This window comes from Labrys sp. ALF-8 (assembly GCF_059699065.1).
In genome coordinates this window covers 120,733-142,169 of record NZ_AP048541.1, presented here as the reverse complement: position 1 = coordinate 142,169, position 21,437 = coordinate 120,733, and the positions used below count along the sequence as shown (strand labels likewise).

The 21,437-nt window shown below is 63.3% G+C and carries 20 protein-coding genes; 7 read left to right on the top strand and 13 right to left on the bottom strand.

Annotation, left to right across the window (positions count from 1 at the left end; all coding sequences use genetic code 11):
- A complete protein-coding gene (locus AC6H34_RS31610; protein ID WP_497541631.1) occupies positions 1–1,527 on the bottom strand; it encodes an ABC transporter substrate-binding protein in 1,527 nt (508 codons plus the stop codon).
- Positions 1,528–1,723: 196 nt separating this feature from the next.
- Here AC6H34_RS31610 and AC6H34_RS31605 point away from each other — a divergent pair, with 196 nt between their 5' ends.
- From AC6H34_RS31605 to AC6H34_RS31585, 5 genes are all read left to right on the top strand, one after another.
- Positions 1,724–2,596 (top strand): LysR family transcriptional regulator, encoded by an 873-nt coding sequence (locus AC6H34_RS31605; RefSeq protein ID WP_497541630.1) that lies wholly within the window; start codon positions 1,724–1,726, stop codon positions 2,594–2,596.
- A gap of 492 nt (positions 2,597–3,088) precedes the next feature.
- A complete protein-coding gene (locus AC6H34_RS31600; protein WP_497541629.1) occupies positions 3,089–3,976 on the top strand; it encodes a diguanylate cyclase domain-containing protein in 888 nt (295 codons plus the stop codon).
- 153 nt (positions 3,977–4,129) lie between these two features.
- On the top strand, positions 4,130–5,119 hold the full coding sequence (locus tag AC6H34_RS31595; protein WP_497541628.1) for a GSU2403 family nucleotidyltransferase fold protein: 990 nt from the start codon (positions 4,130–4,132) through the stop codon (positions 5,117–5,119).
- A gap of 159 nt (positions 5,120–5,278) precedes the next feature.
- On the top strand, positions 5,279–6,376 hold the full coding sequence (locus AC6H34_RS31590) for a peptidoglycan-binding domain-containing protein (RefSeq protein ID WP_497541627.1): 1,098 nt from the start codon (positions 5,279–5,281) through the stop codon (positions 6,374–6,376).
- Positions 6,377–6,594: 218 nt separating this feature from the next.
- Positions 6,595–7,458 (top strand): hypothetical protein, encoded by an 864-nt coding sequence (locus AC6H34_RS31585; RefSeq protein WP_497541626.1) that lies wholly within the window; start codon positions 6,595–6,597, stop codon positions 7,456–7,458.
- 147 nt (positions 7,459–7,605) lie between these two features.
- On the opposite strand, the gene AC6H34_RS31580 is transcribed toward AC6H34_RS31585, so the two are convergent.
- Together AC6H34_RS31580 and AC6H34_RS31575 are read right to left on the bottom strand one after the other, a co-directional pair.
- Positions 7,606–7,866, bottom strand: a complete 261-nt coding sequence (locus AC6H34_RS31580; RefSeq protein ID WP_497541625.1) for a hypothetical protein — start codon at positions 7,864–7,866, stop codon at positions 7,606–7,608.
- 95 nt (positions 7,867–7,961) lie between these two features.
- Entirely contained in the window at positions 7,962–8,750 is a 789-nt protein-coding gene (locus AC6H34_RS31575; protein ID WP_497541624.1) for a COG4705 family protein, read from the bottom strand.
- Positions 8,751–9,177: 427 nt separating this feature from the next.
- On the opposite strand from AC6H34_RS31575, the gene AC6H34_RS31570 reads away from it, so the two are divergent.
- Positions 9,178–9,777 (top strand): phosphatase PAP2 family protein, encoded by a 600-nt coding sequence (locus AC6H34_RS31570; RefSeq protein WP_497541623.1) that lies wholly within the window; start codon positions 9,178–9,180, stop codon positions 9,775–9,777.
- A 117-nt stretch (positions 9,778–9,894) separates the two neighbouring features.
- Positions 9,895–10,749: a MipA/OmpV family protein gene (locus tag AC6H34_RS31565; RefSeq protein ID WP_497541622.1), complete on the top strand. Its 855-nt coding sequence runs from the start codon at positions 9,895–9,897 to the stop codon at positions 10,747–10,749.
- A gap of 67 nt (positions 10,750–10,816) precedes the next feature.
- Here AC6H34_RS31565 and AC6H34_RS31560 read toward each other — a convergent pair whose 3' ends face one another.
- The 10 genes from AC6H34_RS31560 to AC6H34_RS31515 form a co-directional block, all read right to left on the bottom strand.
- Positions 10,817–12,373 (bottom strand): B12-binding domain-containing radical SAM protein, encoded by a 1,557-nt coding sequence (locus AC6H34_RS31560; RefSeq protein ID WP_497541621.1) that lies wholly within the window; start codon positions 12,371–12,373, stop codon positions 10,817–10,819.
- A 72-nt stretch (positions 12,374–12,445) separates the two neighbouring features.
- Positions 12,446–13,711, bottom strand: a complete 1,266-nt coding sequence (locus tag AC6H34_RS31555; RefSeq protein ID WP_497541620.1) for a class I SAM-dependent methyltransferase — start codon at positions 13,709–13,711, stop codon at positions 12,446–12,448.
- A 19-nt stretch (positions 13,712–13,730) separates the two neighbouring features.
- Entirely contained in the window at positions 13,731–15,113 is a 1,383-nt protein-coding gene (locus tag AC6H34_RS31550; protein WP_497541619.1) for a sigma-54-dependent transcriptional regulator, read from the bottom strand.
- Entirely contained in the window at positions 15,088–16,902 is a 1,815-nt protein-coding gene (locus AC6H34_RS31545; RefSeq protein ID WP_497541618.1) for a sensor histidine kinase, read from the bottom strand. Before AC6H34_RS31545 ends, AC6H34_RS31550 begins: the two co-directional genes overlap by 26 nt.
- The gene (locus tag AC6H34_RS31540; RefSeq protein ID WP_497541617.1) at positions 16,899–17,294 is read right to left on the bottom strand and encodes a DMT family transporter; all 396 of its coding nucleotides are present in this window, start codon (positions 17,292–17,294) and stop codon (positions 16,899–16,901) included. Before AC6H34_RS31540 ends, AC6H34_RS31545 begins: the two co-directional genes overlap by 4 nt.
- Entirely contained in the window at positions 17,291–18,427 is a 1,137-nt protein-coding gene (locus tag AC6H34_RS31535) for a GNAT family N-acetyltransferase (protein WP_497541616.1), read from the bottom strand. Before AC6H34_RS31535 ends, AC6H34_RS31540 begins: the two co-directional genes overlap by 4 nt.
- Positions 18,424–19,335: an alpha/beta hydrolase gene (locus AC6H34_RS31530; RefSeq protein ID WP_497541615.1), complete on the bottom strand. Its 912-nt coding sequence runs from the start codon at positions 19,333–19,335 to the stop codon at positions 18,424–18,426. Before AC6H34_RS31530 ends, AC6H34_RS31535 begins: the two co-directional genes overlap by 4 nt.
- Positions 19,332–19,694, bottom strand: coding sequence for an EamA family transporter (locus AC6H34_RS31525; protein ID WP_497541614.1), 363 nt, complete (start codon positions 19,692–19,694; stop codon positions 19,332–19,334). Before AC6H34_RS31525 ends, AC6H34_RS31530 begins: the two co-directional genes overlap by 4 nt.
- On the bottom strand, positions 19,691–20,608 hold the full coding sequence (locus tag AC6H34_RS31520) for an arginase (protein WP_497541613.1): 918 nt from the start codon (positions 20,606–20,608) through the stop codon (positions 19,691–19,693). The genes AC6H34_RS31525 and AC6H34_RS31520 overlap by 4 nt, the downstream gene beginning before the upstream one ends.
- The gene (locus AC6H34_RS31515) at positions 20,605–21,291 is read right to left on the bottom strand and encodes an MtnX-like HAD-IB family phosphatase (protein WP_497541612.1); all 687 of its coding nucleotides are present in this window, start codon (positions 21,289–21,291) and stop codon (positions 20,605–20,607) included. Before AC6H34_RS31515 ends, AC6H34_RS31520 begins: the two co-directional genes overlap by 4 nt.
- Positions 21,292–21,437 lie beyond the last annotated feature (146 nt).

Here is a 21,437-nt window from a genome sequence, read left to right as displayed (position 1 = left end):
CTATTTCACCACCACGTCCTTGAGTGAATAATTCGCTGTAGGCAACACCTCGAAGCCACTGACGTTCTTGCGGTTCGCGTAGGGAGAATTGGGCGTGTAGAGGAATATGAACGGCGCCTCTTCATGCACGATCGCCTCGATCTCCTGGAACTGCTTGCCCCGTTCGGGACCGTCCGCGGTCTGGCGTTCGTCGACATAGAGCTGGTTGACCCGCTCATTCTTCCATTGCGTGTGGAAGGCATTGGCACGCTCGGGATTGACCGCTGTGAAGCCGACGAGCTGGTCGGGATCGATGGTGTCGCTGGTCGCATAGCTCAGCGACATCTCGTAGTTGCCGCTCTTGGTGGTGCTGAACTGCGAGCTGTCCTCGATGGTCTGCAGGGCGACTTCGACGCCGACCTTCCTGAGCGAAGCCTGGATGGCGCTGGCAACCTGGCGCGCGGTGACGTCGCCGGCCGACACCAGCATGCTGGTCTTGAAGCCGGCGGGCACACCGCCCTTGGCGAGCAACTCCTTGGCCTTGGCAAGATCGAGGGGATAGGGTTTCAACTCGTCGTTGTGATAGGCCATGACCGGGATCGAGGACGTCGCGGGCTTGGCGTTGCCACGCAGGATGCCCTTGACGATGGCTTCCTTGTCCAGGGCATAGTTCAGCGCCTGGCGGACCGGTTCATTGTCGAACGGCTTCTTCGTGGTGTTCAGCTGCACCAAGTCGATCCGAAACACCGGTGCGGCGTGGATGTCGACGTTGGCATCCGTCTTGAGGCTTTCGGCCTGATTGTAGGGAACATCGGTGATGGCATCGAGCTCGCCGGCCTTGAGCTTCAGGACCCGGGAATTGTCCTCCGGCACGATCTCGATGGTGACATTGTCGACGCCGGGCTTGCCCTTCTCCCAGTAGTTGGGATTTTTCACCAATTCTTCGCCCTGGCCACGGGTCCAGCTCTTCAGAGCAAAGGGACCGGAGCCGATGGGATGCTCGAAGAATTTGTCCCCCTGTTCCTGGACCAGCTTGGCCGGCAGGATCGAGGCGCTGAACAAGGCAAGATTGTTGAGGATCGGCGTGAAGGGTTTGTCGAGCTTCATCACGATGGTGTGGTCATCGACCACCTGATAGCTGGTGATCGGCTTGAAGAAGCGGGCCCATTCCGACTTCTCGCCAGAGGCGCGCTGGAGCGAGAAGGCGACGTCGGCGGCCGTGACCGGCTGGCCGTCGGAGAATTTGGCGTCCGGCCGCAGCTTGAAGGTGAACGCCTTGCCATCGGGCGAGATCGTCCAGGATTCGGCGATCGCCGGCTCAAGCTTGGTGCCGTCCTTGCTCGGGCGCACGAGTTGGTCATAGAGCTGCAGCTCCAGCCAGATCGAAGGATTGTCGCTCGAGGCGATCGGATCGATGGTCAGCGCATCGGCCCGCACGCCGAGCCGGAAATCGGCAGCGTGCGCCGTCGCCAGGAGCGCAGTCGACAACAAAAGGGCGCCGGCGATGGCGCTCCTGAGGAAAGGCGCAGAAGCAAAGGTTGTGGACATGGGCGGGTTCTCTTCTGGTTCCGCGGTGGCGGTGATGGTGACTGCCCGGAATTATCGCGGCCAGTTCGCGCGCGAGCTGCCTGTTCCCGGGTCATGATCCGGAATTTCAACGCAAACGCTAGGTCCGGTCAAAACGCATTATCGACGGCATCTATAACCTGAGGTTATGCTGGTCCATCTCAGCAGGGAGTCCGGCATGCGGCTTCGCCACATCGAAGTGTTTCATGCGATCAAGCAGACGGGATCGATCAGCAAAGCCGCCGCCTTGCTCGGCGTCTCGCAGCCGGCGGCGAGCAAGGTGCTCCAGCATGCGGAGAGTTCCCTCGGCTTCAAGCTGTTCGAAAGGGTGAAGGGGCGGCTCCTGCCCACAGCCGAGGCCGAGGCGCTCCATGTGGAAGTCGCCAAGCTCCATAAGGGGCTGGAGCAGCTCAAGATGCTCTCGGCCAATCTGCGCCGTTTCCCGGAAGGCCGGCTTCACATCGGCTGCCTGCCCAGCCTCGGCCTCTCGATCATGCCGCGGGCGATCAACTGCTTTCGCCGCAGCTACCCGTCGGTGACCTGCGAACTGGAAACCGACCATATCGATGCGCTTGTCACCGCCCTGCGGGCGCGGCGGCTCGACTTCGCGGTGACGCTGTTTCCCGGCGAGCATCCTGGGTTGCGCATGGAGGTGCTGGGCGAGGTCGATCTCGTCTATTTTGGCCCCAAGCCCGGCCCGGACATCGCCCTCGCCGACATTGACGGGCTGGACCTAGTCGGCGTTTCGCCAAGCGACAAGATCGGGGCCCTCATCGCCGAGAGCCTCGAGACGGCAGGCCGTGTGTTCAATCCGCCGATCGAAGTGCAGACCTACTTCCTGGCCTGCGCTATCGCGGCGGCGGGGAACGGGGCGACCATCGTGGACGAACTCACAGCCCGCAGTATGCTGTGCGAAGGCTTCCACCTGCGCCGGACGGTGCCCCGCCTTTCGGTCGAACTCGGCTTCCTCACGCATGAATCGCATGCCAGCCGAGGCTTCTATGCCGATTTCATAAAAGCGTTGAAGGCGGCGTTGCATTCGGATCGCTGATGCATGGCAGAGCAGCGGTCCGTCCCATCTCTGGGCGTCGGCATCGCCAACACCAGGCCAGAGTGCTTTCGATCAAGCGAATTCTAGTTTACCTCTGGCGCTTGGGATAAAGATGAAGCAGAAATCCTGGCAGGGTCAGCTTCATTTTCCGGGCCGTGGCCGGAGGCACGGAAAACGGCGTATACGAATGGGTCTGACTTCGGTCGTTTCTGGCCAATGTCTCTGACGATGCAATCGGCGCTTCGGTGTGAACAAGGGCCCAGTCGGCGGAACCTTTTGGAGAAAGAGTTGTACGGGATTGCGGAAGACAGTGCTGGGGACCCGGTGGGCGACTCGGAAGCCGGCTCACTTCGGTTCGGTCGCGACCGCGCCCACCCACCCGAATCCACGCTCTATCCTCTCCTGCATCGCTTGCGTTCGGTTCTGATACGCCCGTTCAATGTTCGTGCCGTTTGGCAATTGCGTCGGAAGATCGAGCATCAGTCCGGCCTCATGCGCAGGTCCGCGGTCGCAAATGCCGAGATTTTCGAGAGAGCCTCCGTGGCGGCGCGGATGGGCATCTGGCAGTGCGACTTGCCCAGCGAACGATTGACCTGGAGCAATGGAACCTATGACCTGTTTGGTCTTCCGCGGGGCAGCGGCATCGTGCGCAACGATATCTTGAGGAGCTACTCAGAAGAATCGCTCGCTCATCTGAAGAAAGTTCGCGGCAATGCCATCGAAGCAGGGTCAGGCTTCGGGTTCGATGCCGAGATTCGAACGCCGGACACCGCGAAGCGCTGGATCAGGATAACTGCCACCGTCGAGCGCCGGAACGGGGAGGCGATCCGCCTGTTCGGCATCAAGCAGGATGTCACCGAGGAGAAGGAACTGCTCAAGCGCATGCGGCATCTCGCCGAGCACGACGGCATGACGGGACTCGCCAACCGCACCCAGTTCCAGGCCCGGCTCACCGAACTGTGTGAGGCCGGAGGCGCGGGAGGTGCCCTCATGCTCATCGATCTCGATGGCTTCAAGGAGGTCAACGATACTTTCGGACATGATGTCGGAGACGAGTGCCTGGTTGAGGTCGGCCGCCGACTTTCGGCCCAGTGCGATTGCGCCGACCTCATTGCCCGTATCGGCGGCGACGAGTTCGCCGTGCTCTTCGGTCCGGCCGTCAGCCAAAAAAGCATCGAAGACATGGCCCGGCGCATGCTCGACGTGGCGGAGATCTCGATGAACTGCTCGGGCCGCATCTTCAAGGTCGGCGCCTCGATCGGCTATGCCTTCATAGACGGGGAAACACCCGCGGGTGCATTCACCAGGGCCGACCGATCGCTCTATGCGGCGAAGGCCGGTGGCCGCCGTACCTTCCGAGGCCCCTCGCAGTCCGCATGATCGACGGCCCGTCACTGCGTTTTGGCACGGGCGTAGCGTGGGTCTCGAGCCTGCGCATGGATGTGCGGGGGGCAAGGCTGATCCATCATCCCACGGTGAAGGGCGACCACGGGTCTTATATACAGAATAGTAAAATCTGTATATAAGACCGGCATGTCGAATGAACTCCCTCTCACCGTCCAGACCCTGATTGCGGACCTCGATCAAAAGCTGGACGCCGACACCCCTTTGCCCGGTTCCATCGCCACGCGCATCGTCAATGGCATAGCCTACGTCTATTCGGTCGAGCGCCACGGCAATAACCGCATCCAGCGTTATCTGGGCCCGGCCCAGGACAATGCGGTCCAGAGCCAGGTCGTCCAGATCCTGGCCGCCTCGGAGCAGTCGCGCCTGCGTCGGAAGCAAGTCAGCATGATCAAGACCGCGGGTGTTCCGGGCCCGTCCCGCAATATCGGCGTTCTCATGGAGGCCCTATCGCGCGCCGGTTTCTTCAATAGCGGGCTGGTCCTGATCGGCACGATGGCCTTCGGGACATACACGGCCATGCTGGGATTCAAGTTCGACGATAGCCTGATGATGACGCAGGATGCCGACCTGGCGGTCGCCTCAATCGCCGATACGCGCGGCGATGCAAGTATCCTGGACGTCATCCAGCGGGCCGACAAGACCTTCAGTCCGTTACCGACCCTGGACGCGCGCGACCTGCCGCGTCGCTTTCGTGCGCAATCCGGCCTTGAAGTCGAATTGCTGACGCCCGTGCGAAGCCGAGACGACGGACAGGCCATCCCGGTGCCCAACATCGGAGCATCGGCGGTCGCCATGCAGTATATGGCCTTCCTCCTTCGCCAGGCGGTACCCGGCATGATCCTGCATGGTGACGGAGTGCGGGTCCGCGTGCCGCAGCCGATGCGCTACTGCATCCACAAACTCATCATCTCCCAGGACCCCCAGCGCTCGCCCCTCAAGAAAACCAAGGATCTCAAGCAGGCCAAGCAGTTGTTCGGCTACTTCTCTTACAACGAGCCGGAGGCATTCGGGGACCTGATCGAGGAGGCGGTTGCCAATGGCAGGAAGTGGAGAACCAATCTCAGCCGCGGCCTGCGGGCCATAGGTGAGAATTACGCCGGCCTGGGTGGGGAATGAGGCGTGCCGGCACGCCAAGGCCGCGGGCCACAAACTTGCCGGCTTGTTTTCTTGGGCCTGCACGGTCAACATGGATCTGCACGCGAATTCGTGAAGGCTGGCAGCGCCGGTGCGGCTCGACTGGAGTAGGGAGCCGGCTTCGCCTTGGAGGGATGGCCGATGGGGCGCCTGCGTTGCTATTGTTTCGATCAGAGCTGCCGCGCGACGGCTCCCCGCGTCGCGCCAGGCGGTCAGGTGGCCTTGCCCGTCGCGGTAGGCCGTTCCGTCGGGCAGGGCGGGGTCAATCTCCGCAATGACGTTCTCACCATCCAGCAGGCGCTGAACGCGGTCGACACCAGCCAGGGCGGGCCCACGCTGCGCCTGGCCACGGATGGCTTGTTCGGCCCGTTGACGCGCACGGCAATCGGCAGGTTCCAGAAGCAGAACATCAGTTTCGTCGATTTTCGCATTGACCCGAACGGGCCGACAATTCAGGCGCTCAATCGCGTCCTGGGCGCATCGTCCCCGATAACGAGCGGATCTTCGAGTTCCTTCGCGCCCCGAAGCGGTGTCGGGCAGGCCGCGCCGCCTGCGCCGTCCGCACCGACCTTCAACGTCACGGATGAGATGATGGAGCGGGTTTTCAACGATATCCTGCCCATCTCGCAAAGCTGCGTGAAGAGCGCGCTGCGCACCCTGACCATGGCGAGAACGATGGGCACGATCGAATCCCCGGCCCAGACACTGGTGCGCAAGCATTTCGCGGTCCTGCTCAGCGATCCGCCTCCGCCGGACTTCGCGCTGATCGAGCGCACCTTTCGCGCCATCGATCGCACGCTCTCGCTCGCTACCGTGATCCCGGAGCAGATTTTCATCAAGTTCCCGTTCACGATCCCCTATGACGAGATGGCGCAATCGCGCACGCTGGCGCTATCGCTGTCGAACGGCATCGCCGAGCGTGGCCAGACCGTGAAGCTCGACCGGACGGATGGCACGTCCGCCACGCTGCGGGCGGATGCGGTGGTGCTGCTGCCGCTCTATTTCTTTGCGTCGAGCGACCTGCAGATCGGCACGCTCATCCACGAACTCGGGCATTTCGTCGGGCGGCCGGATGGCGACCCCGATTGCATCGACGATCCGCCGGGGAATTCCTCGAGCGATGCCTCCCTGGCTCGGTTGCCGCCGCAACGGCGGCCTCGCATCGCGGAGTGCTACGCGCTGTTCGCGTTCGAGGCCCATTTCGGACGCAGCATGTTTCGCGCACTGCTCCAGTTCTGAAACGGGTGGGCGCGCTGACGCATGCGCCGGCAAGGGGCTTTGCGGGCCAGATGCCGAGGACGTCCCCATTTCAGAGGAAGCGCCGGCCGGAAGTTCATGGTCTAAACGGCATCGTGACTGAGGTTCCGCTGCCAGCGCTTTAGACCCCGGCGCAACGCTGCGCATGGACGGGGCGGCACTTGCGACGCGTAGCCAAAGGTCTGCGAGGGCCAATCTCCATGACCGACTTCCTCAACTTCAATAAAGACCCTGCCAACGATATCGACACTGCCCCGGAGCAATATCACCGGTTCGGCGGCAAGGCCGTGCGCGTGCAGGTTTACTGGACGCAAGACGTCTGGCGCAGCGCCTCCAGCTGGTTGAACTCCTGGTCGCTGCTGAAAGCCGCCAATGCGGTACTGCGCAAATACACTCTGTCGCTCGACATGCAGCCCGTGGGACCCGGTCCGGCATGGCATGCCCAGGTACGCGGAAAGCTGAACCGGGAATTCGAGAAAGCAGTCGGCCCGAAATTGTCACGACTGGTGAAAGCGAATGGAAGGGTCGCCGACTTCCTCGGCGAGATCGCCGACACCCTGATCGACGAGACGGGTGCCACCGCGCAAGGCCTTCGGAGTTTTTCCGGGGCGATGAGCATTCCGATCGAAGGCGAACCGCCCATCGACCAGCTCAAGGCGCTGCGGAGCAGCCTTGGCACCCTTGCGGAAGAATCGCGGCTGGTCATCGTTTTTGCACGGAACGACGGAGGCCCCAACGGCTACACCGTACTTCGCCCCGAGTGGTTGCCCTGGGTGATTGCCGACCCGCGGCCCGTGCAGGATCTACCGGATACCATGTTGATACACGAGATCGGCCATGCCTGTCGCCTCGCGCATCAACAATCGAACACGGCCTCGGCCGCCGTGCGCAACATCATGTATCCGCTGGATCGGCTCGGCCTCGACCAGCTTTGGGGGTGGCAGGCGGATACGATCTACGACTCCTACTGGTGCAATGGGAGAAAACCCACGAACTGGTGGGACCGGACCAGCGACGCGCGCTTGCCGCCGGATCATCCCTTCCTGTGGGACGAACCACCGTAGCGCTTTCGGGGCCCTCACGACGGCAGCCCCACGGGGCCGCCGCCTTCGAGACCACGGCGGCGGCGTGCGGCTCCAGCGGTTCGTCGCGTTCACCGGCAAGGATACAAGTGGAAGGGGGAGGCGAACGGCAATGCCGGCACCGCCGGACTACTGCATGGGGATGCCTGCTTTCTTCAGGCCGGCCTCGATCGCCTTGTGGCAGGCGGCGTCGTCATCCTTCTTCAGCGCAGCGACCGATTTGACCCTGGCTTCCTCCAGCGCAGCCTTGGCCGTTGCCGGCAGGTTTGGCGTTTGGAGAGCCTTCTCGAGCTGGTTCATGTCGCTCTCGCAGTCTGCCCGCGCAATGCCGGTAGCCGCCAGTCCGGCGATGGCGCTCATGAGGGCGATCCTGAGGGCTTTATTGAACATGGATACAGTCCTGTCGTTTGGGGAGCACCGGAGGGGAACGGACGCGCGTGCGTCCACGGTTGAAGCGGTGCGGGTCAATCAACCTCGGGCGTCTGTCAGGTTTCTGCGCGGTTCGGCGTTATCTCGTCGGGCTTGCGGATCGCCAGATAGGCAACGGCAAGCAGAATGACGACGAAGAAGACGATGCTGGTCGTCACGGTGCCCCAGCCAAGACCCCCCGCCAGCACGGGTTTGGCGAGAAGATCGCCAAGGGACGCGCCCAGCGGGCGTGTCAGGATATAGGCGAGCCAGAAGGACAGGATCGCGTTCATTCCAGCGGCATAGTGGAGCAAGGCAACCACGAGGATCATGGCCGCAAACACCAGGAGAGCCTGATCGTAGCCCAGATCCAGGCTCTCGGACAGGAGATCGCCGACCGAGGTGCCCATGGCGAAGGTGAAGAGGATCGCAGCCCAATAGAAGAGCTCGCGCCGACGCGTGACGATACTGTGGATCGACAGCGTTCGTTCCCGGGCGTACCACGCCGCGAAGACCCCTGCGAGAATGAGGCCGAAGGCCAGGGAGGTGGTGACGAGGCTGACACCCATGCCGTCGACGAGATTGTCCGAAATCAGCGTACCGACGATACTGATCAGCACGACGGTCACCCAATAGAGCAGGGCGTTGTAGCGCGGAGCCCTCAATTGGAAGAACAGAGCCACGAGAAACACCGCGCTCATCACGTAGGACGTGAGCGTGAGCCCGAGATCGAGCCGGATCGACAGGAGATCAGCGGCCGTTTCGCCGACCGTGGTGGACAATATCTTTATTGCCCAGAATATTATCGTGACCTCTGGAACTTTGTTCAGAGAAAATATGGTAGTATCTCTTGTCGTATGGGTCATTGGCCCTCGGCTATAAACCTCGGTGATTCTCCGATCTTGAACATTTCAAGCGAATTGAGTGTACTCATATCGGAAATGATGGGTACGCTAGCTTGCAAAATTTAGCTGTGACTTAGGCGAGGAATTTTTCTCGACGAGCGAAGTGGCGGGTTGCCGTCGTCAACCCAGCGGGCTGCCTCCTCTAACTCATCCCTAAGTTTGAATTCCTATCGTCCAACCTGCGGGGGGCTGGTCCTGGAAGGCATTGGCGATGAAAGGGCAAGCCGCGAGAATTTGTGCCGTTTTCATGCAGCTGGCGATCGGAGCCGGGCCGGTCCAGCGCACGCTTGCAATCCGCCGCCCGCGCCCTGGGCCATGCCCCGGGATGGCCTCCGCGCCGCGATGCGCCTCGCCCCACCTGTTGCGATCATCAGGGAAATAGACCGACTTGAACCTCATACAGCTCAACCAAATGCTCTTCCTGACGATGAATGCCGGCATCGCTTCCCAGCCAGCGGTGATCGAGGGAGCGCGCCTGATCGCGGTCTACGCCATTGGCCTCGTGCCCATGCTGCTCTGCTGGGATTGGCTTGGCGGCGAAAGACCGCAGCGGGAAACGGCGCTGCAGGCCACGGCCACGATCATCATCGCCCTCGGGATCAACCAGCTCATCGGTCTCTTCATCTTCGTGCCGCGACCCTTCGCCATACCCCTGGGCCACACGTTCCTCGCAAGCGCGACGGATACCTCCTTTCCCAGCGATCATGCGACAGTGCTGCTCTCGGCGCTCGTGGCCTATGCCGGTGCCCGTCGCTGGCCCGCCGCGCTCAGCCTCTTCGTCATTGCGCTCGCCATATGCTGGGCTCGCATCTATCTGGGTGTCCATATGCCGCTGGACATGCTGGGAGCACTCGCGACCTCGCTCCTGGCGGCGCTCGCGGCCAAGGTGTTCATGGATCTGACGGGCGACTTCCTTGTGTCACTCGGGGAGGCTATCTATCGCGTGCTGTTCGCTCCCTTCATCCGGATGGGGTGGGTCCGGCGATGATGTCTTCCTGCCACACCCCTCTGCGGTTCCGAATGGTTTCTTAAGGCTGCATGCACTCATCGCTTGCCATGTCAGGCGCCAGCACGTTTCATAAGATCGATCGTTGAGTATCCGTCCATGCACAAGCACTCCCTCGTGCCGGCCATTGGCTTCGCCGTCGTTGCCGCGTTCTGGCCGGCGTACAGCTCCGCATGGGCTCAGGAGGCGTCGCCCTATTCCCTGCTCAACTTCTCCTCACAGCCGGCGGCGGCTCCCGACTGGATCATCACCCTGGGCGCCGGCCTGCAATATGGCCCCAGCTATGAAGGGGCATCCAAGACAAGTCTTTCGGTGCTGCCTTCCGATTTCGACATTCGCCGCGTCGGCGAGCCGGAGGGCTTCAGCGCGCCGGATGACGGCTTCTCCATCAGCGTTTTCGACAACAACCGCTTCTCTTTCGGCCCGGTGGCCGATTTCAGGGGAGGGCGCTCACGCTCCGACGATCGCTCGCTGGCCGGGCTCCATGCCTTGCCGTTCACCGTGGACGCGGGCCTGTTCGGCGAATACTGGCTGATCGAGGATAGGCTGCGCGCCCATGTCGAGATCCGCCAGGCCCTGCGCGGGCGGCAGGGGATGGTGGCGGATTTCGCCACCGATTGGGTACAGCCCTATCAGGCTTTCACCTTTTCACTCGGCCCGCGCCTGTCGCTGGCCAACGGCACCTATATGCGCAGTTCCTTCAGCATCTCCGATGCGGAGGCGGCCCGCAACGGGCTGGTGACGGCTTATCATGCCAGCAGCGGTCTCAAGTCGGTCGGCGCGCTGGCATCGGCCGCCTATCGGTTCAACCCCGCCTGGAAGGCGACAGTCTACTACAAATATGATCGGCTGGTCGGCGATGCCGCCGACAGCCCGATCACCTCACGCATCGGATCGCCCAACCAGAGTACGGTCGGCCTGAACCTCAGCTATTCCTTCGGCGTCAAGTTCTGATCGGAAAGGTCCAGGCGGGCGGCTTCGGCCACCGCCCTATTCCCGGAACGCCGTTCGCAAAACCCGCTCAGAACGAATTGATGATCGTGCCGGACTTCATCTGCCCGATCATCGTATGGGCGTGATAGTGCATCGCGCATTTGATGGCATAGATCTGCATCACGACGGGTGAACGGCGGCGCTTGAGCATGGTCCACAGGCGCTCGCGGTAGATACGGCGCAGATTGCGGTCGGGCACGCGGCGCATCAGCCGCAGGAAGATGCCGAAGGCCTCGAACATCCACATCGCGTTGAGCTTGGCCAATCGCAGGGGATGCCGGCGCAGGTGGCGCAGGCGCGCGCGTTCCGGCTCGATCCGCTCGTCGAGATAAAGCGCATCGAGCCTGTCGAAGAACGCCCCGGGTTCGTGGAGATCCCCCATCACGGCAAGATAGCCGTCGCGCAGTTCCTCGCGGCTGAGCTGGAGCGGGATGACATTGGTGCCATAGGGTTGCCGGTCCGAGGGGTCCAGCCTTCCCTCCTTGGCAAGGCGGGCGTGGAGGGGCGTCTTCGGGATGGCCGAGAGCATGCCGACCATGGCATTGACGATGCGTGCCTCCTTGATGAACGCGCGCTGAGCATCGAAGATGGTGGCGTCGTCGCTGTCGAAGCCCAGGATCATGCCGCACCACACCTCGATGCCGGCGCGCTGGATGGCATGTACCTTCTCCAGCATGCTCATTCCCTTGCGCACGTTCTGGAGCTTCTTGGTCTCCCGCAGGGCCGCCTCGTTCGGCGTCTCGATGCCGATGAAGACGACGCGGATGTTGGCCTCCACCATCATCTCCATGAGTTCCTCGTCATCGGCGAGATCGATCGAGGCCTCCGTGACGAAGGTCATGGGATAATTGTGCCGGACCTGCCAGTCTATGACGTCTCGCAGCACCTCCTTGATCGCCTTCTTGTTGCCAATCAGGTTGTCGTCGACGATGAAGGCCGTATCCATGCCGGTTGCCAGCAGGGCCTCCATCTCCGAAAGGACCTGGCGGCTGGTCTTGATGCGCGGCTTTCGGCCGAAGACCACGATGATGTCGCAGAATTCGCAGGTGAAGGGACAGCCGCGCGAGAACTGGATGCTGCCGACCGCGTAATCGTCCATCCTCAGGAGATCGAAGCGCGGCACCGGCACACGGGTCATGTCGGTCTTGTCCGCCTGCTCGTATCGGCGGCCGTGGCTTCCCTGCGCCCATTCCGCCAGGAAGCGCGGCCAAGTCTCCTCAGCCTCGCCGATGAAGGCGACATCGACGAGATCGCCGAAATAGTCGTCCTGCACCGTGATCCAGGGACCGCCGACTACCACGAAGCAATCCCGCCGCTTCAATTCCTCGAGGATCTCGCGCATCCGGAAACGCTGCACGATCATGCCGGTGACGCCGACGATATCGGCGCTGGCGCAGAGGTCATAGTCGATCTCCTGGACGTTCTCGTCGATCAGCGTGATGCGGTGTTCGGCGGGCGTCAGGGCTGCCAGGAGGGGCAGGCAGGCCACGGGCAGATTGGCCTTGGCGTCGAAGAGCGGCAATGCATGTTCGAGACCCCAGTAGGAGGCTTCGAAGCGAGGATTGATCAGTACGATATGGGCCATGGGAGCCACCGTCTCATTGTCAGGATGAAGAAGGTCAGGGCATTTCCATTTCAGGGTCGGTATCCGGGATGGTCAGGAAGCCTGCTTCAGCTCCGGCATGGTCGTCGCCGCGCCGACGGGGGCCAGGGCCTGTTCGGTCCGGCCGATATAGTCGCGGGTCAGCGGCAGGGCATCGTTGCGCCTTGCCAGCTGGATCTGGAAAACGACGAGATCCTCGCAGCGGAAGGCGACCTCGGCAGCGGCGAGGTAATATTCCCACATGCGGCAGAAGCGCTCGTCGTAAAGGTCCCTGGCCTCGTTCCAGCGGGCCAGGAAGCGAGAGCGCCAGGCCTGGAGCGTCAGGGCATAGTGCAGGCGCAGCACCTCGACGTCCGTCACGTAGAGGCCGGCTTTCTCGATCTCGGGCAGGATCTCCGAGAGGGAGGGGATATAGCCCCCCGGGAAGATGTATTTGTCGAGCCAGGGTGTCGTGAAGCCAGGCTCGGCGGAACAGCCGATCGTGTGCAGCAGCATGACGCCGTCTTCGGCCATGAGCCTGTGGCATGCCTGGAAGAAGGCGGCATAGGAGCCGACGCCGACATGTTCGAACATGCCGACGGAAACGATGCGGTCGAAGCGGCCCTCGACCGACCGGTAGTCCATGAGATCGAACCGGACGCGCCCCTCGGCTGCGCCCTTCGGACGGGCACGGGCATAGGCGAGCTGTTCGGTGGAGAGCGTCACGCCCTGCACCTGACCTGCCCCGGCCTCGGCGATCGAGCAGGCGAGGCCGCCCCAGCCCGAGCCGATATCCAGCACCCGGTGCCCCGGCTCGATCGCGAGCTTTGCGACGATGTGGCGTTTCTTGGCAGCCTGCGCTTCCTCGAGGGTGCGGCCGTCATCCTCGAAATAGGCGCAGGAATACTGCCGATCCTCGTCGAGGAACAGGCTGTAGAGCCTGTCGTCGAGATCGTAGTGATGGGCGACATTACGCCTGGACCGGGCCGGGAGGTTTCGAAGGCGGAAGCGGCGCAACGAGGCGCGCGTCCGGTCGATAAGGCGGGCGGGCAGGGGATGGCTCCGGTTCTGGGCCTCGCGCAGCATGAGGAAGAGGAAGTCGTAGATCGAGCCCTGCTCCACCACGAACCGCCCTTCCATGTAGAGCTCGCCCAGGCGCATGTCGGGATCGGCGAGAAGCGCGAGGACGGCGCGGCTGTCCGTCAGGCGCACCGTGACAGGAGCGCCGGTGCCGTCGCCGAAGGACATCTGCCGCCCTGACGGACTGACGACGCTGAGGCGGCCCTTGCTGACGATGCGCGCAATGGCTCGCTGGAGAAGGCGATCGAGGATTGGGGTCATGGGGGCCTCCTGTTCGCGCTCAGGGGCGCGACCCAACCGCCTTCGAGACGGTTATGTCGTATTTTTTGAGGCGATGCCAAAGGCTGCGCTCGGTGATGCCCAGCAGTTCCGCCGCCCGTACCTGCACGCCATCGGCCTGCCTGAGAGCGTCCAGGATCAGGCGGCGCTCGAAATCGGCGGCAAGATCGTCGAGCTGGATGGGAAAGGCATTGCCGTTGGCGGCCGGCGGGCGCTCGGTGATATAGGGTGGCAGGTCAGGCGCGGTGATGATCTCGCTGCGCGCCGAGATCAGGGAGCGCTCGACGCAGTTCTGCAGTTCGCGGATGTTGCCGGGCCAGCGATAGGCCGCGAGCACACGAACGGCGTCCGGGCTGAACTGAATGTCGCGCTTGCCGAGCGAGGGGCCGAGCTGATCGGCGAAAAGCCGCAGGAAGAGGGGAATGTCCTCCGCCCGCTCGCGCAGGGCCGGAAGGCGGATCGGGAAAACGGCCAGGCGATAATAGAGGTCCTCCCGGAACTTGCCGTCGGCGACCAGTGCGCCGAGATCCCGATTGGTGGCGGCGATGATGCGCACATCGGCGGTGCGGGTCCCCGTGCCTCCGACGGGCTCGTATTGGCGTTCCTGCAGCACGCGCAGGATCTTGACCTGGAGCTGCAGCGGCATGTCCCCGACCTCGTCGAGGAAGAGCGTGCCTCCCTCCGCTTGGGCGAAGCGTCCGATACGGTTGGCGACCGCGCCCGTGAAGCTGCCCTTCACGTGGCCGAAGAACTCGCTTTCCAGCAGAGTCTCCGGGATGGCCGCGCAGTTCACGGCCACGAAGGGCTTGCGATGGCGGGGGCTGTTGAAATGGATGGCGCGGGCTACGACCTCCTTGCCGGTTCCGCTCTCGCCCGTCACCAGCACGGTGGTGCGCTGCTCGCAGACCTCGCTGACGGCCTTGATCACCTTCTGGAAGGCCGTCGAATTGCCGACGAGGCTGTCGAACCTGTAGCGCCCTGCGAGTTCCTGCCTCAGGCGCTCATTGTCGCGCAGGGCCTCGTGCAGGCGCAGCGCATTGGCCAGCGTGGTCGCCAGCTCCTCCTGCTCGATCGGCTTGGCGATGTAGTCGAAAGCGCCGTCCTTGATTGCCTGGACCGCGGCCCGCACCGTGCTGAAGGCGGTCATGATGACCACGGGCATGGCGGGATGGCGCCGGCGTATCTCGGTCAGCAGTTCCTGGCCGTTCATGCCGGGCATGCGCAGATCGGTCAGTACGAGATCGATGGGCTCGTTTTCCAGGAGCTGGAGCGCGGCAGGACCGCTGCTGGCCGTGAGAGCGACGTAGCCAAGCCCTTCCAGGACGCCGGAGAGTACGTCGAGCAGCCGAATCTCGTCGTCAACGATCAGGATCGTCTGGGACATTCCCGGCCCTCCGCTGAGTACTTGGTATGACAAGTTCGAATATGGCTCCCCCATGCGGGTTGTTGCGTGCCTCGATCCAGCCGCCATGTCCCTCGGCCACCGCGAAGACCTTGGCGAGGCCGAGGCCGGCGCCCGCATCCTTGGTGGTGACGAAGGGATCGAAGATCCGGTCTATCAAGTGGGGCGGGATTCCCGGCCCGTTGTCGGCGAACATCACGTGGACATCGTCCCCTCTGCTGTCGATCCGGATATCGAGACGCGGGCGCCGGGGAGCACGCAGCTCTCCGTCGGCAGGTTCGGACTGAGTCTCCATGGCCTGCAGGGCGTTGAGCACCAGATTGAGGCAGGCCTGGATCATCTGGTCGCGATCGACATGCACCTTCAGGCCGCGGGTCGTCCTGTCCTCGACGTGAACCTCCACGCCCCGGCGTTCGATCTCGCTCTGGCAACTGCCCAGCACGCGCTCGATGAGGTTGGCGGGCGCCAGGTCGCTCATCCGCTGCGGCGGTTTGGCGAAGGTGAGGAAATCACGGATCAACTGGTCGATACGCCGTACCTCGTCGACCACATAGCCGAGACGGCGGACCTCCACGGGGGTGAGGTTGGGGCTGCTCTGCAGGAGTTCGGCCGAGGTCTTGATGATGCCGAGGGGATTGCGCACTTCATGTGCCAGGCCCGCCGCCACCTCGCCAAGCGTCATCAGGCGCTCGCGGCGGCGCAGCTTGGCCTCCATCTTGCGCAGCCCTTCGAGCTGGAGGGCCATCGAGTTGAAGGCCATGGCGAGCTGGCCCAGTTCGTCCTGCCGGCGGACCGGCACACGCTGCGTGAAGTCACCCTTGGCGATCGCATGCACGCCGTGCGCCAGCCGGACGACGGGCTGGGTCAGCAGCCGCGAAACGATCAGTCCGGCGATGACGGACAGCAGCATGCCGCAGGCGAAAATGCCGATGAAGAGGTTGCCGCGCGTGATCCAATCGGCAAGGCCGGCCTGCGGGCTCAGGCCGCAATAGACGACGCCGATCAGATTGCCGCCGTCCCTTATCGGGGCGAAGACGCCTATGGAGGGATTGTCGCCGTCCTGCTTGGCCTTGATGTAGCCCTTGCCGCCAAGCTCGTCGAGACGCGAGAGGACCTTGCCCGGAAGCGCGGCATCGCTGCTGGACTGCGAGGCATAGAGCTCCCGGAATTTGCCGTCGACCTTGTAGAAGAGCTGGATGGTGAGTGAGGAGAGCACGCCCATATTGTTGACGAAACTCTGATCGACGAAATTGCCGATCAGCACACGGAAACGCTTTCCGTCAAAGGTCGTGTCGCTGCTTCCCGCGGCCATCAGCACCGATCGTCCGGTACTGCTGTAGAGATAGAGATCCTGGCCCTGGCCGAAGGGAATACTGGTGATGTGGTCGTTGCCTCGCGAGGAGAAGACGACCTCGCCCTTCTCGTTGGTGATCATGAACAGGTCATAGCCGAGGGCGTCGATCACATGGGAAACCGGCAGGGGCAGTTCACGCGTCTGCCCGGAAAAGATGTCGTTCAAGGCGCCGGTCTCGATCATCGCCTTGGCGACGCCCGCCGTTTCCCTGCGCTCGTCGAGAATGCTGGTCACGAAGAAGCGGGAGGTCTGGAACAGCCAGCCGCGCACGTTGTTCTCGAACGCCGTGGCCACCAGCTGCGTGGTGAGGTGGCTCGCGATCAGCATCGGAATGACGCTGATCAGCACGAAGACGCCGACCAGCTTCCAGCGGATCGAGCGAGCCCACCATCCTCCGAGGCATGCCAGAAGGGTCATGAATCATCCCCTCCCATGATTGCCATGCCGATGATGACGAGGCCGATGCCGCTGAGCCGCCATGACGAGAGCTCCTCGCCGAAGATATAGCGCGAAGCCAGGGCGACGGTTAGCATTACGACGGCAGTGAGAGGAAAACCGAGGCTCAGGGGCATGCGGTCCAGAATGACCATCCAGGACGCGAAGCCGCCGAGGTAACCCACGATGCCGGCCCAGACCCAGGGCGTCTGCGCGGCCTGCCCGAGCCAGGCCATGCCGAAGGGAACGCCCGACAGAACCTCCCCCCCCGCCTTCAGGCCGACTTGCGCCATGGTCTCGAAGGCGAGCAGGAAAACCCAGGCAACGAGTACGGCCTGGGGGCTCAGCTGCCGGGGCGCCGCGGCGTCGGTCATGACGTACCTCTCACGAGCTCCGCGATCGCGGGATCGAAATGGTCAAGCCTGACCACCCGCGCGACAAGTTGGAGGACGGCGTTGATGGCCATATTGCTGTGGCGAAAATACTGCCAGTTCGGCTGGAGTTCGCATCCCAATCGCAGCTTCGGGCCGTAGAAGGCCTGGCCGCTCTGGTAGCGCGGGATGCCTCGCTCGATGCAGTAGCGCACATTGTGGAGCCAGCTGTTGAAATAGAGGCTGTATCGAGGCACGGCCTCGTAGTGCATGCCAATATATTTGTCGATCAGCCGGCCCTCCGTCTCGATGACGAAATTGAAGGCGACCAGCTTATCCTGGGCCCAATAGAGGAATATGCTTGCCTGGGGCGCAAGGGAGCGGAGCAACTGCGGGAAATAGTCGGCAGGCAGATATTCGAACTGCAGTTCGCTGTGGGCGACCGTTTCCTCATAGAGCCGCGAAACTTCATCCACCACATCGTCGATCGCGTGACGCTGCTCGACCCGTATCTCGCCGAATGCCTTCATCTTGCGGCGCATGTCCTTGCGCGTGGCGCGGCTGAGGCTGGCGAGGTAGTCCTCGAAGCTATGGAAGGGCAGGTCGAGTATCGCTGTCGGCAGTCCCGGCAAACGGGTGAAGCCTCGTTGGTGCATGGCGTTCGCCCACAGGCCATCCGCGGCGGACGGCGCATCCTTGATGCCGAGAAGACTGTAGCGCCTTTGCCTGCCGAATTGCTGCAGGCCCGTGACCATGCGCGCGAGGAGGTCGGCCTGCCTCGATGAATTCACCTCCGGCGCGAAACCCACATGGCAGATCTCGGCGACTGGCGATCCCATGGCCAGCAGCCTCAGGGAAAGCAGGGAGGGAAAGAGCCGATAGAGCCTGTCCGTCACTTGCTTCATGGGTCCCTGAACGGTCGTATCCAGCCGGTATTGGGTGCCGAACGCCGGAGCGAGCGCTACGGGCCGGCCATCGGCGAGAATGGCGGCATAATACCATTCGAAACCGGGCGGGCCGGCGAGCTCGCAGGCTCGGTAGAAGGCCCAGTTCTCGGGATCGCCCGGAAAGCAGCGGTCCCAATCTTCCGGCGCGAAGGCGGTGATCGAGGTTTCGACGACGGCCTGGAGCGTCATGACGCAACTCGTTCCTGCAAGGGAAACACGGCCAACGCCGCCGCCCGCGCCAGCTCGGTGCGACGCAGGAAGCCGATCGTATGGTCGATGACGAGGTCGCGTTCACGGTCGAGCGTGATCAGGTGATAGCTGTCGTCGAGCAGGATCTTCTCCACCGCACCGCCGATATGGGCCGCGATGTAGGCGGCGTTGCGTATGCTGGTGACATCGTCCTCGCGGGCATGGAGGACCAGTGCCGGCGTGCGGATGGCGGGCAGGCGGCGCTTGAGGTCGCGGATCAGCCGCAGCAACTGGCCCAGGCTCCGCCCCGGCATATGGAGCAGCCCGGCCTCCTCGCTTTGCCCGGCCTCCATGGCGGCTTGAATGCGAGCCCGCAGGCGATCGTCCTTGACCCCGTAGGGAAAATTCTCGCGGAACCGCAGGAAGCGCCCGAAGCCCAGCAGGATCGCGGCGTGAAGCGCCACGCTGATGCGGGGAATGCTCCAGCCATCGTAGAACATGGTCGGGGAATAAAGTATACAGCCGCTTACCCGGCCTGGACGGTGCGAGGCGACCAGGAGAGAGAGCAGGGCGCCCATGGAAAGGCCGCCGACGAAAACAGTCTCATGCCGGCTGCGTATGCGGTCGAAGGCGGCCAAGGCGCTTTCGAGCCAGTCCTGCCATCCCGTGGCAAGAAGGTCCGCCTCATTGCCGCAATGGCCTGCGAGCTGTACCCCGTAGACGGAAAATCCAGCCTTCGACAGCCCCTTGGCAACGATCTTCAGCTCGGTTGGGGTCCCTGTGAGGCCATGGATCAGCAATATGGCCGTGGGGCCACCGGGAAAATGGAAGCCGTAGTCCGTCCGGCGCGGGCCGGCTTCGGGAGTGAGGGCATGGCGATGAGCGCTGCGTGGTCCGCGATACTTCACAACGAACTTCCCACGATGGCGGCGCCGACTGCGATCAGGAGCGTACCGATCCAGCGACGACGGGAGATGGATTCATGGAGGATGAAGCGGCTCGCCAGTGCGATGCCGCAATAGGAAAGGCCTGCCAGCGGAAAGGCAACGCTCAGGGGCAGGCGTGAAAGCACATACAGCCAGGCCCCGATTTCCATCGCATAGGTGGCAAGCCCCAGCCAGATCAGGGGAGAGCGCACGACCCGCTGCCAGATCGGCAGGGCCTGGATCGAAGAAGGGGCGCCGTCGAGCCCGACCTTGAAGCAGAGCTGGCCGACCACGTCGCAGCAAACGGTCCCGGCCAGCACGAGGAAAGCAAGCCCAGTCATAGGATCTCCTCGAATGCGGCAAGCAATCTCTCATTCGTCAGTGCATTGACGGCAAGGTCGGGAGAGGCGGCCGGACGAGGCTGATCGAGCCTGGCCTCCAGATATTTGAGGGGATTGCGGTGTCGGATAGGCGCATATTCCCCGCAGATATCCGCTCCTGCGAGGCTGAAGCGACCTGCCAGGCGGCGAATGGCCTCAAGCAGATAGTCAAGCGGCAGGCCGCCCTGGTCCCAGTTGGTCACGGCATCCGATGGGGGCAGCACATCCTTGTCGATGGTGAGCCAGATGCGCTCGGTGGGAATCTCCCGGACCAGCCCATCCAGGAAAGCGCTCCAATCGTCGTCGGCGAGATTGCGCCAGTGCAGGGCACCATCGGAGACGCGATGTCCCGGCCCGTCGGCGACCCGGCTAGCGCCGATCGAGGAGGGCGCGTGACGCCAGGGATAGAGTTCCAGCCGCCTTGTCGAAAGGGCGTCCATATCGGCTCCCTTCCGGTCCGGGCGCACGAGATCCTCGCTGCACGGGCCGATGGTGATCAGACGTGCGACGTGGCTCATGCCCAGGACCTCGTGGGTCCATGAGCCGCAATGCCGGCGCGGCATGGTCCAGCACCAGTCGGGGTGGTTGTCGAAATGCAGGACCGTGAGCGGGCCTTCCACCGCGGCGATGAAGCTCGCCGTCAGATGATGGAAATCGCCGGAGCCGACCAGTGTCAGTGATGGCCGATGCCCGCCGGACAGATCGCGCCAGAAACCGTCGAAGGCGGTGAAACGATGCCCCAGGCTCCACAGGCGCAACGCCGGTCCCTGCTGGCGAAGATCGTGCAGTTCTGCGTCACCCGACGCCAGCCGCCGCGCGACAGGGTCCTGCTCCGGCAGGCTCCCGTCGAGATCGAGAACGCGAATCGGCATCATTGCACCATTGTCCCGCGTGGACGGGCGACGGGACGCGCGGGCTTCGTCGCGACGCCCATCGCGAGAAAGCCGGTGACCTGGGCAAAGTGCACGAACGGAACATGAGGAATGTCCTGGATCCGGCAGTAGGTCAGAAGTGCGTTCTTGGCGAAGACGAAATCCGTCGTCTCGGCCGCGCAGAAGTCTGACCGGCCATCGCCGATCAGGACGGTCCGATCCCCCGTCGCGCTGGCGGTGCGACATTTGCAGGTGCCGGCAAGCGAGCGGCACCCTGCCTCCGAGTGCGGGCTGGACATGGCGTAGCGGTCATCGTCGAGAAAGACGAGCTGGTTGGCGATGACCGGCAGTCCTGCAATGCCCGCGCGCGCCAGAATGCGATGGATGGCGTAGTCGAGGCCGTCGCTGACGATGGCGAGGGGAATGCCCTCCCGCCGGCAGTAGGCGGCAAAGCCGGCAAAGCCCGGATCGATGCGGATGGTGTCGAGCAGCGCGTCGAGCGCCTCGCGCCGGCAGCGCAGCAGGGCGACCTGGCGCTCCATGCAGGCCGCCGAGCCTATAAGCCCCGCCTGCCATTGTGCCTCGATATCCTGCCAGCCCGGCTCGGCAAAGCTCTCGAGCAGCAAATCCGTCACATCGTTCATGGTGACGGTCCCATCGAAGTCGCAGAGAATACGATACGTCATCAGGCAATCCGAAAACCCGCGTGTCGCCCTTCGGCGCACGGTTCGTACGGACTTCGCAAGATGCGTGCCACGCCCACCGGGGCCCGCGAACGCTGCAAATCCGGGGGTTTCGGGCCGGCCGCCTGGCCTTCCTCCAAATTGCGAGC

Coding starts and splice junctions, on each gene's coding strand:
- AC6H34_RS31610 (WP_497541631.1), bottom strand. CDS start 1,527: ATGTCCACAACCTTTGCTTCTGCGCCTTTCCTCAGGAGCGCCATCGCC.
- AC6H34_RS31605 (WP_497541630.1), top strand. CDS start 1,724: ATGCGGCTTCGCCACATCGAAGTGTTTCATGCGATCAAGCAGACGGGA.
- AC6H34_RS31600 (WP_497541629.1), top strand. CDS start 3,089: ATGCGCAGGTCCGCGGTCGCAAATGCCGAGATTTTCGAGAGAGCCTCC.
- AC6H34_RS31595 (WP_497541628.1), top strand. CDS start 4,130: ATGTCGAATGAACTCCCTCTCACCGTCCAGACCCTGATTGCGGACCTC.
- AC6H34_RS31590 (WP_497541627.1), top strand. CDS start 5,279: ATGGGGCGCCTGCGTTGCTATTGTTTCGATCAGAGCTGCCGCGCGACG.
- AC6H34_RS31585 (WP_497541626.1), top strand. CDS start 6,595: ATGACCGACTTCCTCAACTTCAATAAAGACCCTGCCAACGATATCGAC.
- AC6H34_RS31580 (WP_497541625.1), bottom strand. CDS start 7,866: ATGTTCAATAAAGCCCTCAGGATCGCCCTCATGAGCGCCATCGCCGGA.
- AC6H34_RS31575 (WP_497541624.1), bottom strand. CDS start 8,750: ATGACCCATACGACAAGAGATACTACCATATTTTCTCTGAACAAAGTT.
- AC6H34_RS31565 (WP_497541622.1), top strand. CDS start 9,895: ATGCACAAGCACTCCCTCGTGCCGGCCATTGGCTTCGCCGTCGTTGCC.
- AC6H34_RS31560 (WP_497541621.1), bottom strand. CDS start 12,373: ATGGCCCATATCGTACTGATCAATCCTCGCTTCGAAGCCTCCTACTGG.
- AC6H34_RS31555 (WP_497541620.1), bottom strand. CDS start 13,711: ATGACCCCAATCCTCGATCGCCTTCTCCAGCGAGCCATTGCGCGCATC.
- AC6H34_RS31550 (WP_497541619.1), bottom strand. CDS start 15,113: ATGTCCCAGACGATCCTGATCGTTGACGACGAGATTCGGCTGCTCGAC.
- AC6H34_RS31545 (WP_497541618.1), bottom strand. CDS start 16,902: ATGACCCTTCTGGCATGCCTCGGAGGATGGTGGGCTCGCTCGATCCGC.
- AC6H34_RS31540 (WP_497541617.1), bottom strand. CDS start 17,294: ATGACCGACGCCGCGGCGCCCCGGCAGCTGAGCCCCCAGGCCGTACTC.
- AC6H34_RS31535 (WP_497541616.1), bottom strand. CDS start 18,427: ATGACGCTCCAGGCCGTCGTCGAAACCTCGATCACCGCCTTCGCGCCG.
- AC6H34_RS31525 (WP_497541614.1), bottom strand. CDS start 19,694: ATGACTGGGCTTGCTTTCCTCGTGCTGGCCGGGACCGTTTGCTGCGAC.
- AC6H34_RS31520 (WP_497541613.1), bottom strand. CDS start 20,608: ATGATGCCGATTCGCGTTCTCGATCTCGACGGGAGCCTGCCGGAGCAG.
- AC6H34_RS31515 (WP_497541612.1), bottom strand. CDS start 21,291: ATGACGTATCGTATTCTCTGCGACTTCGATGGGACCGTCACCATGAAC.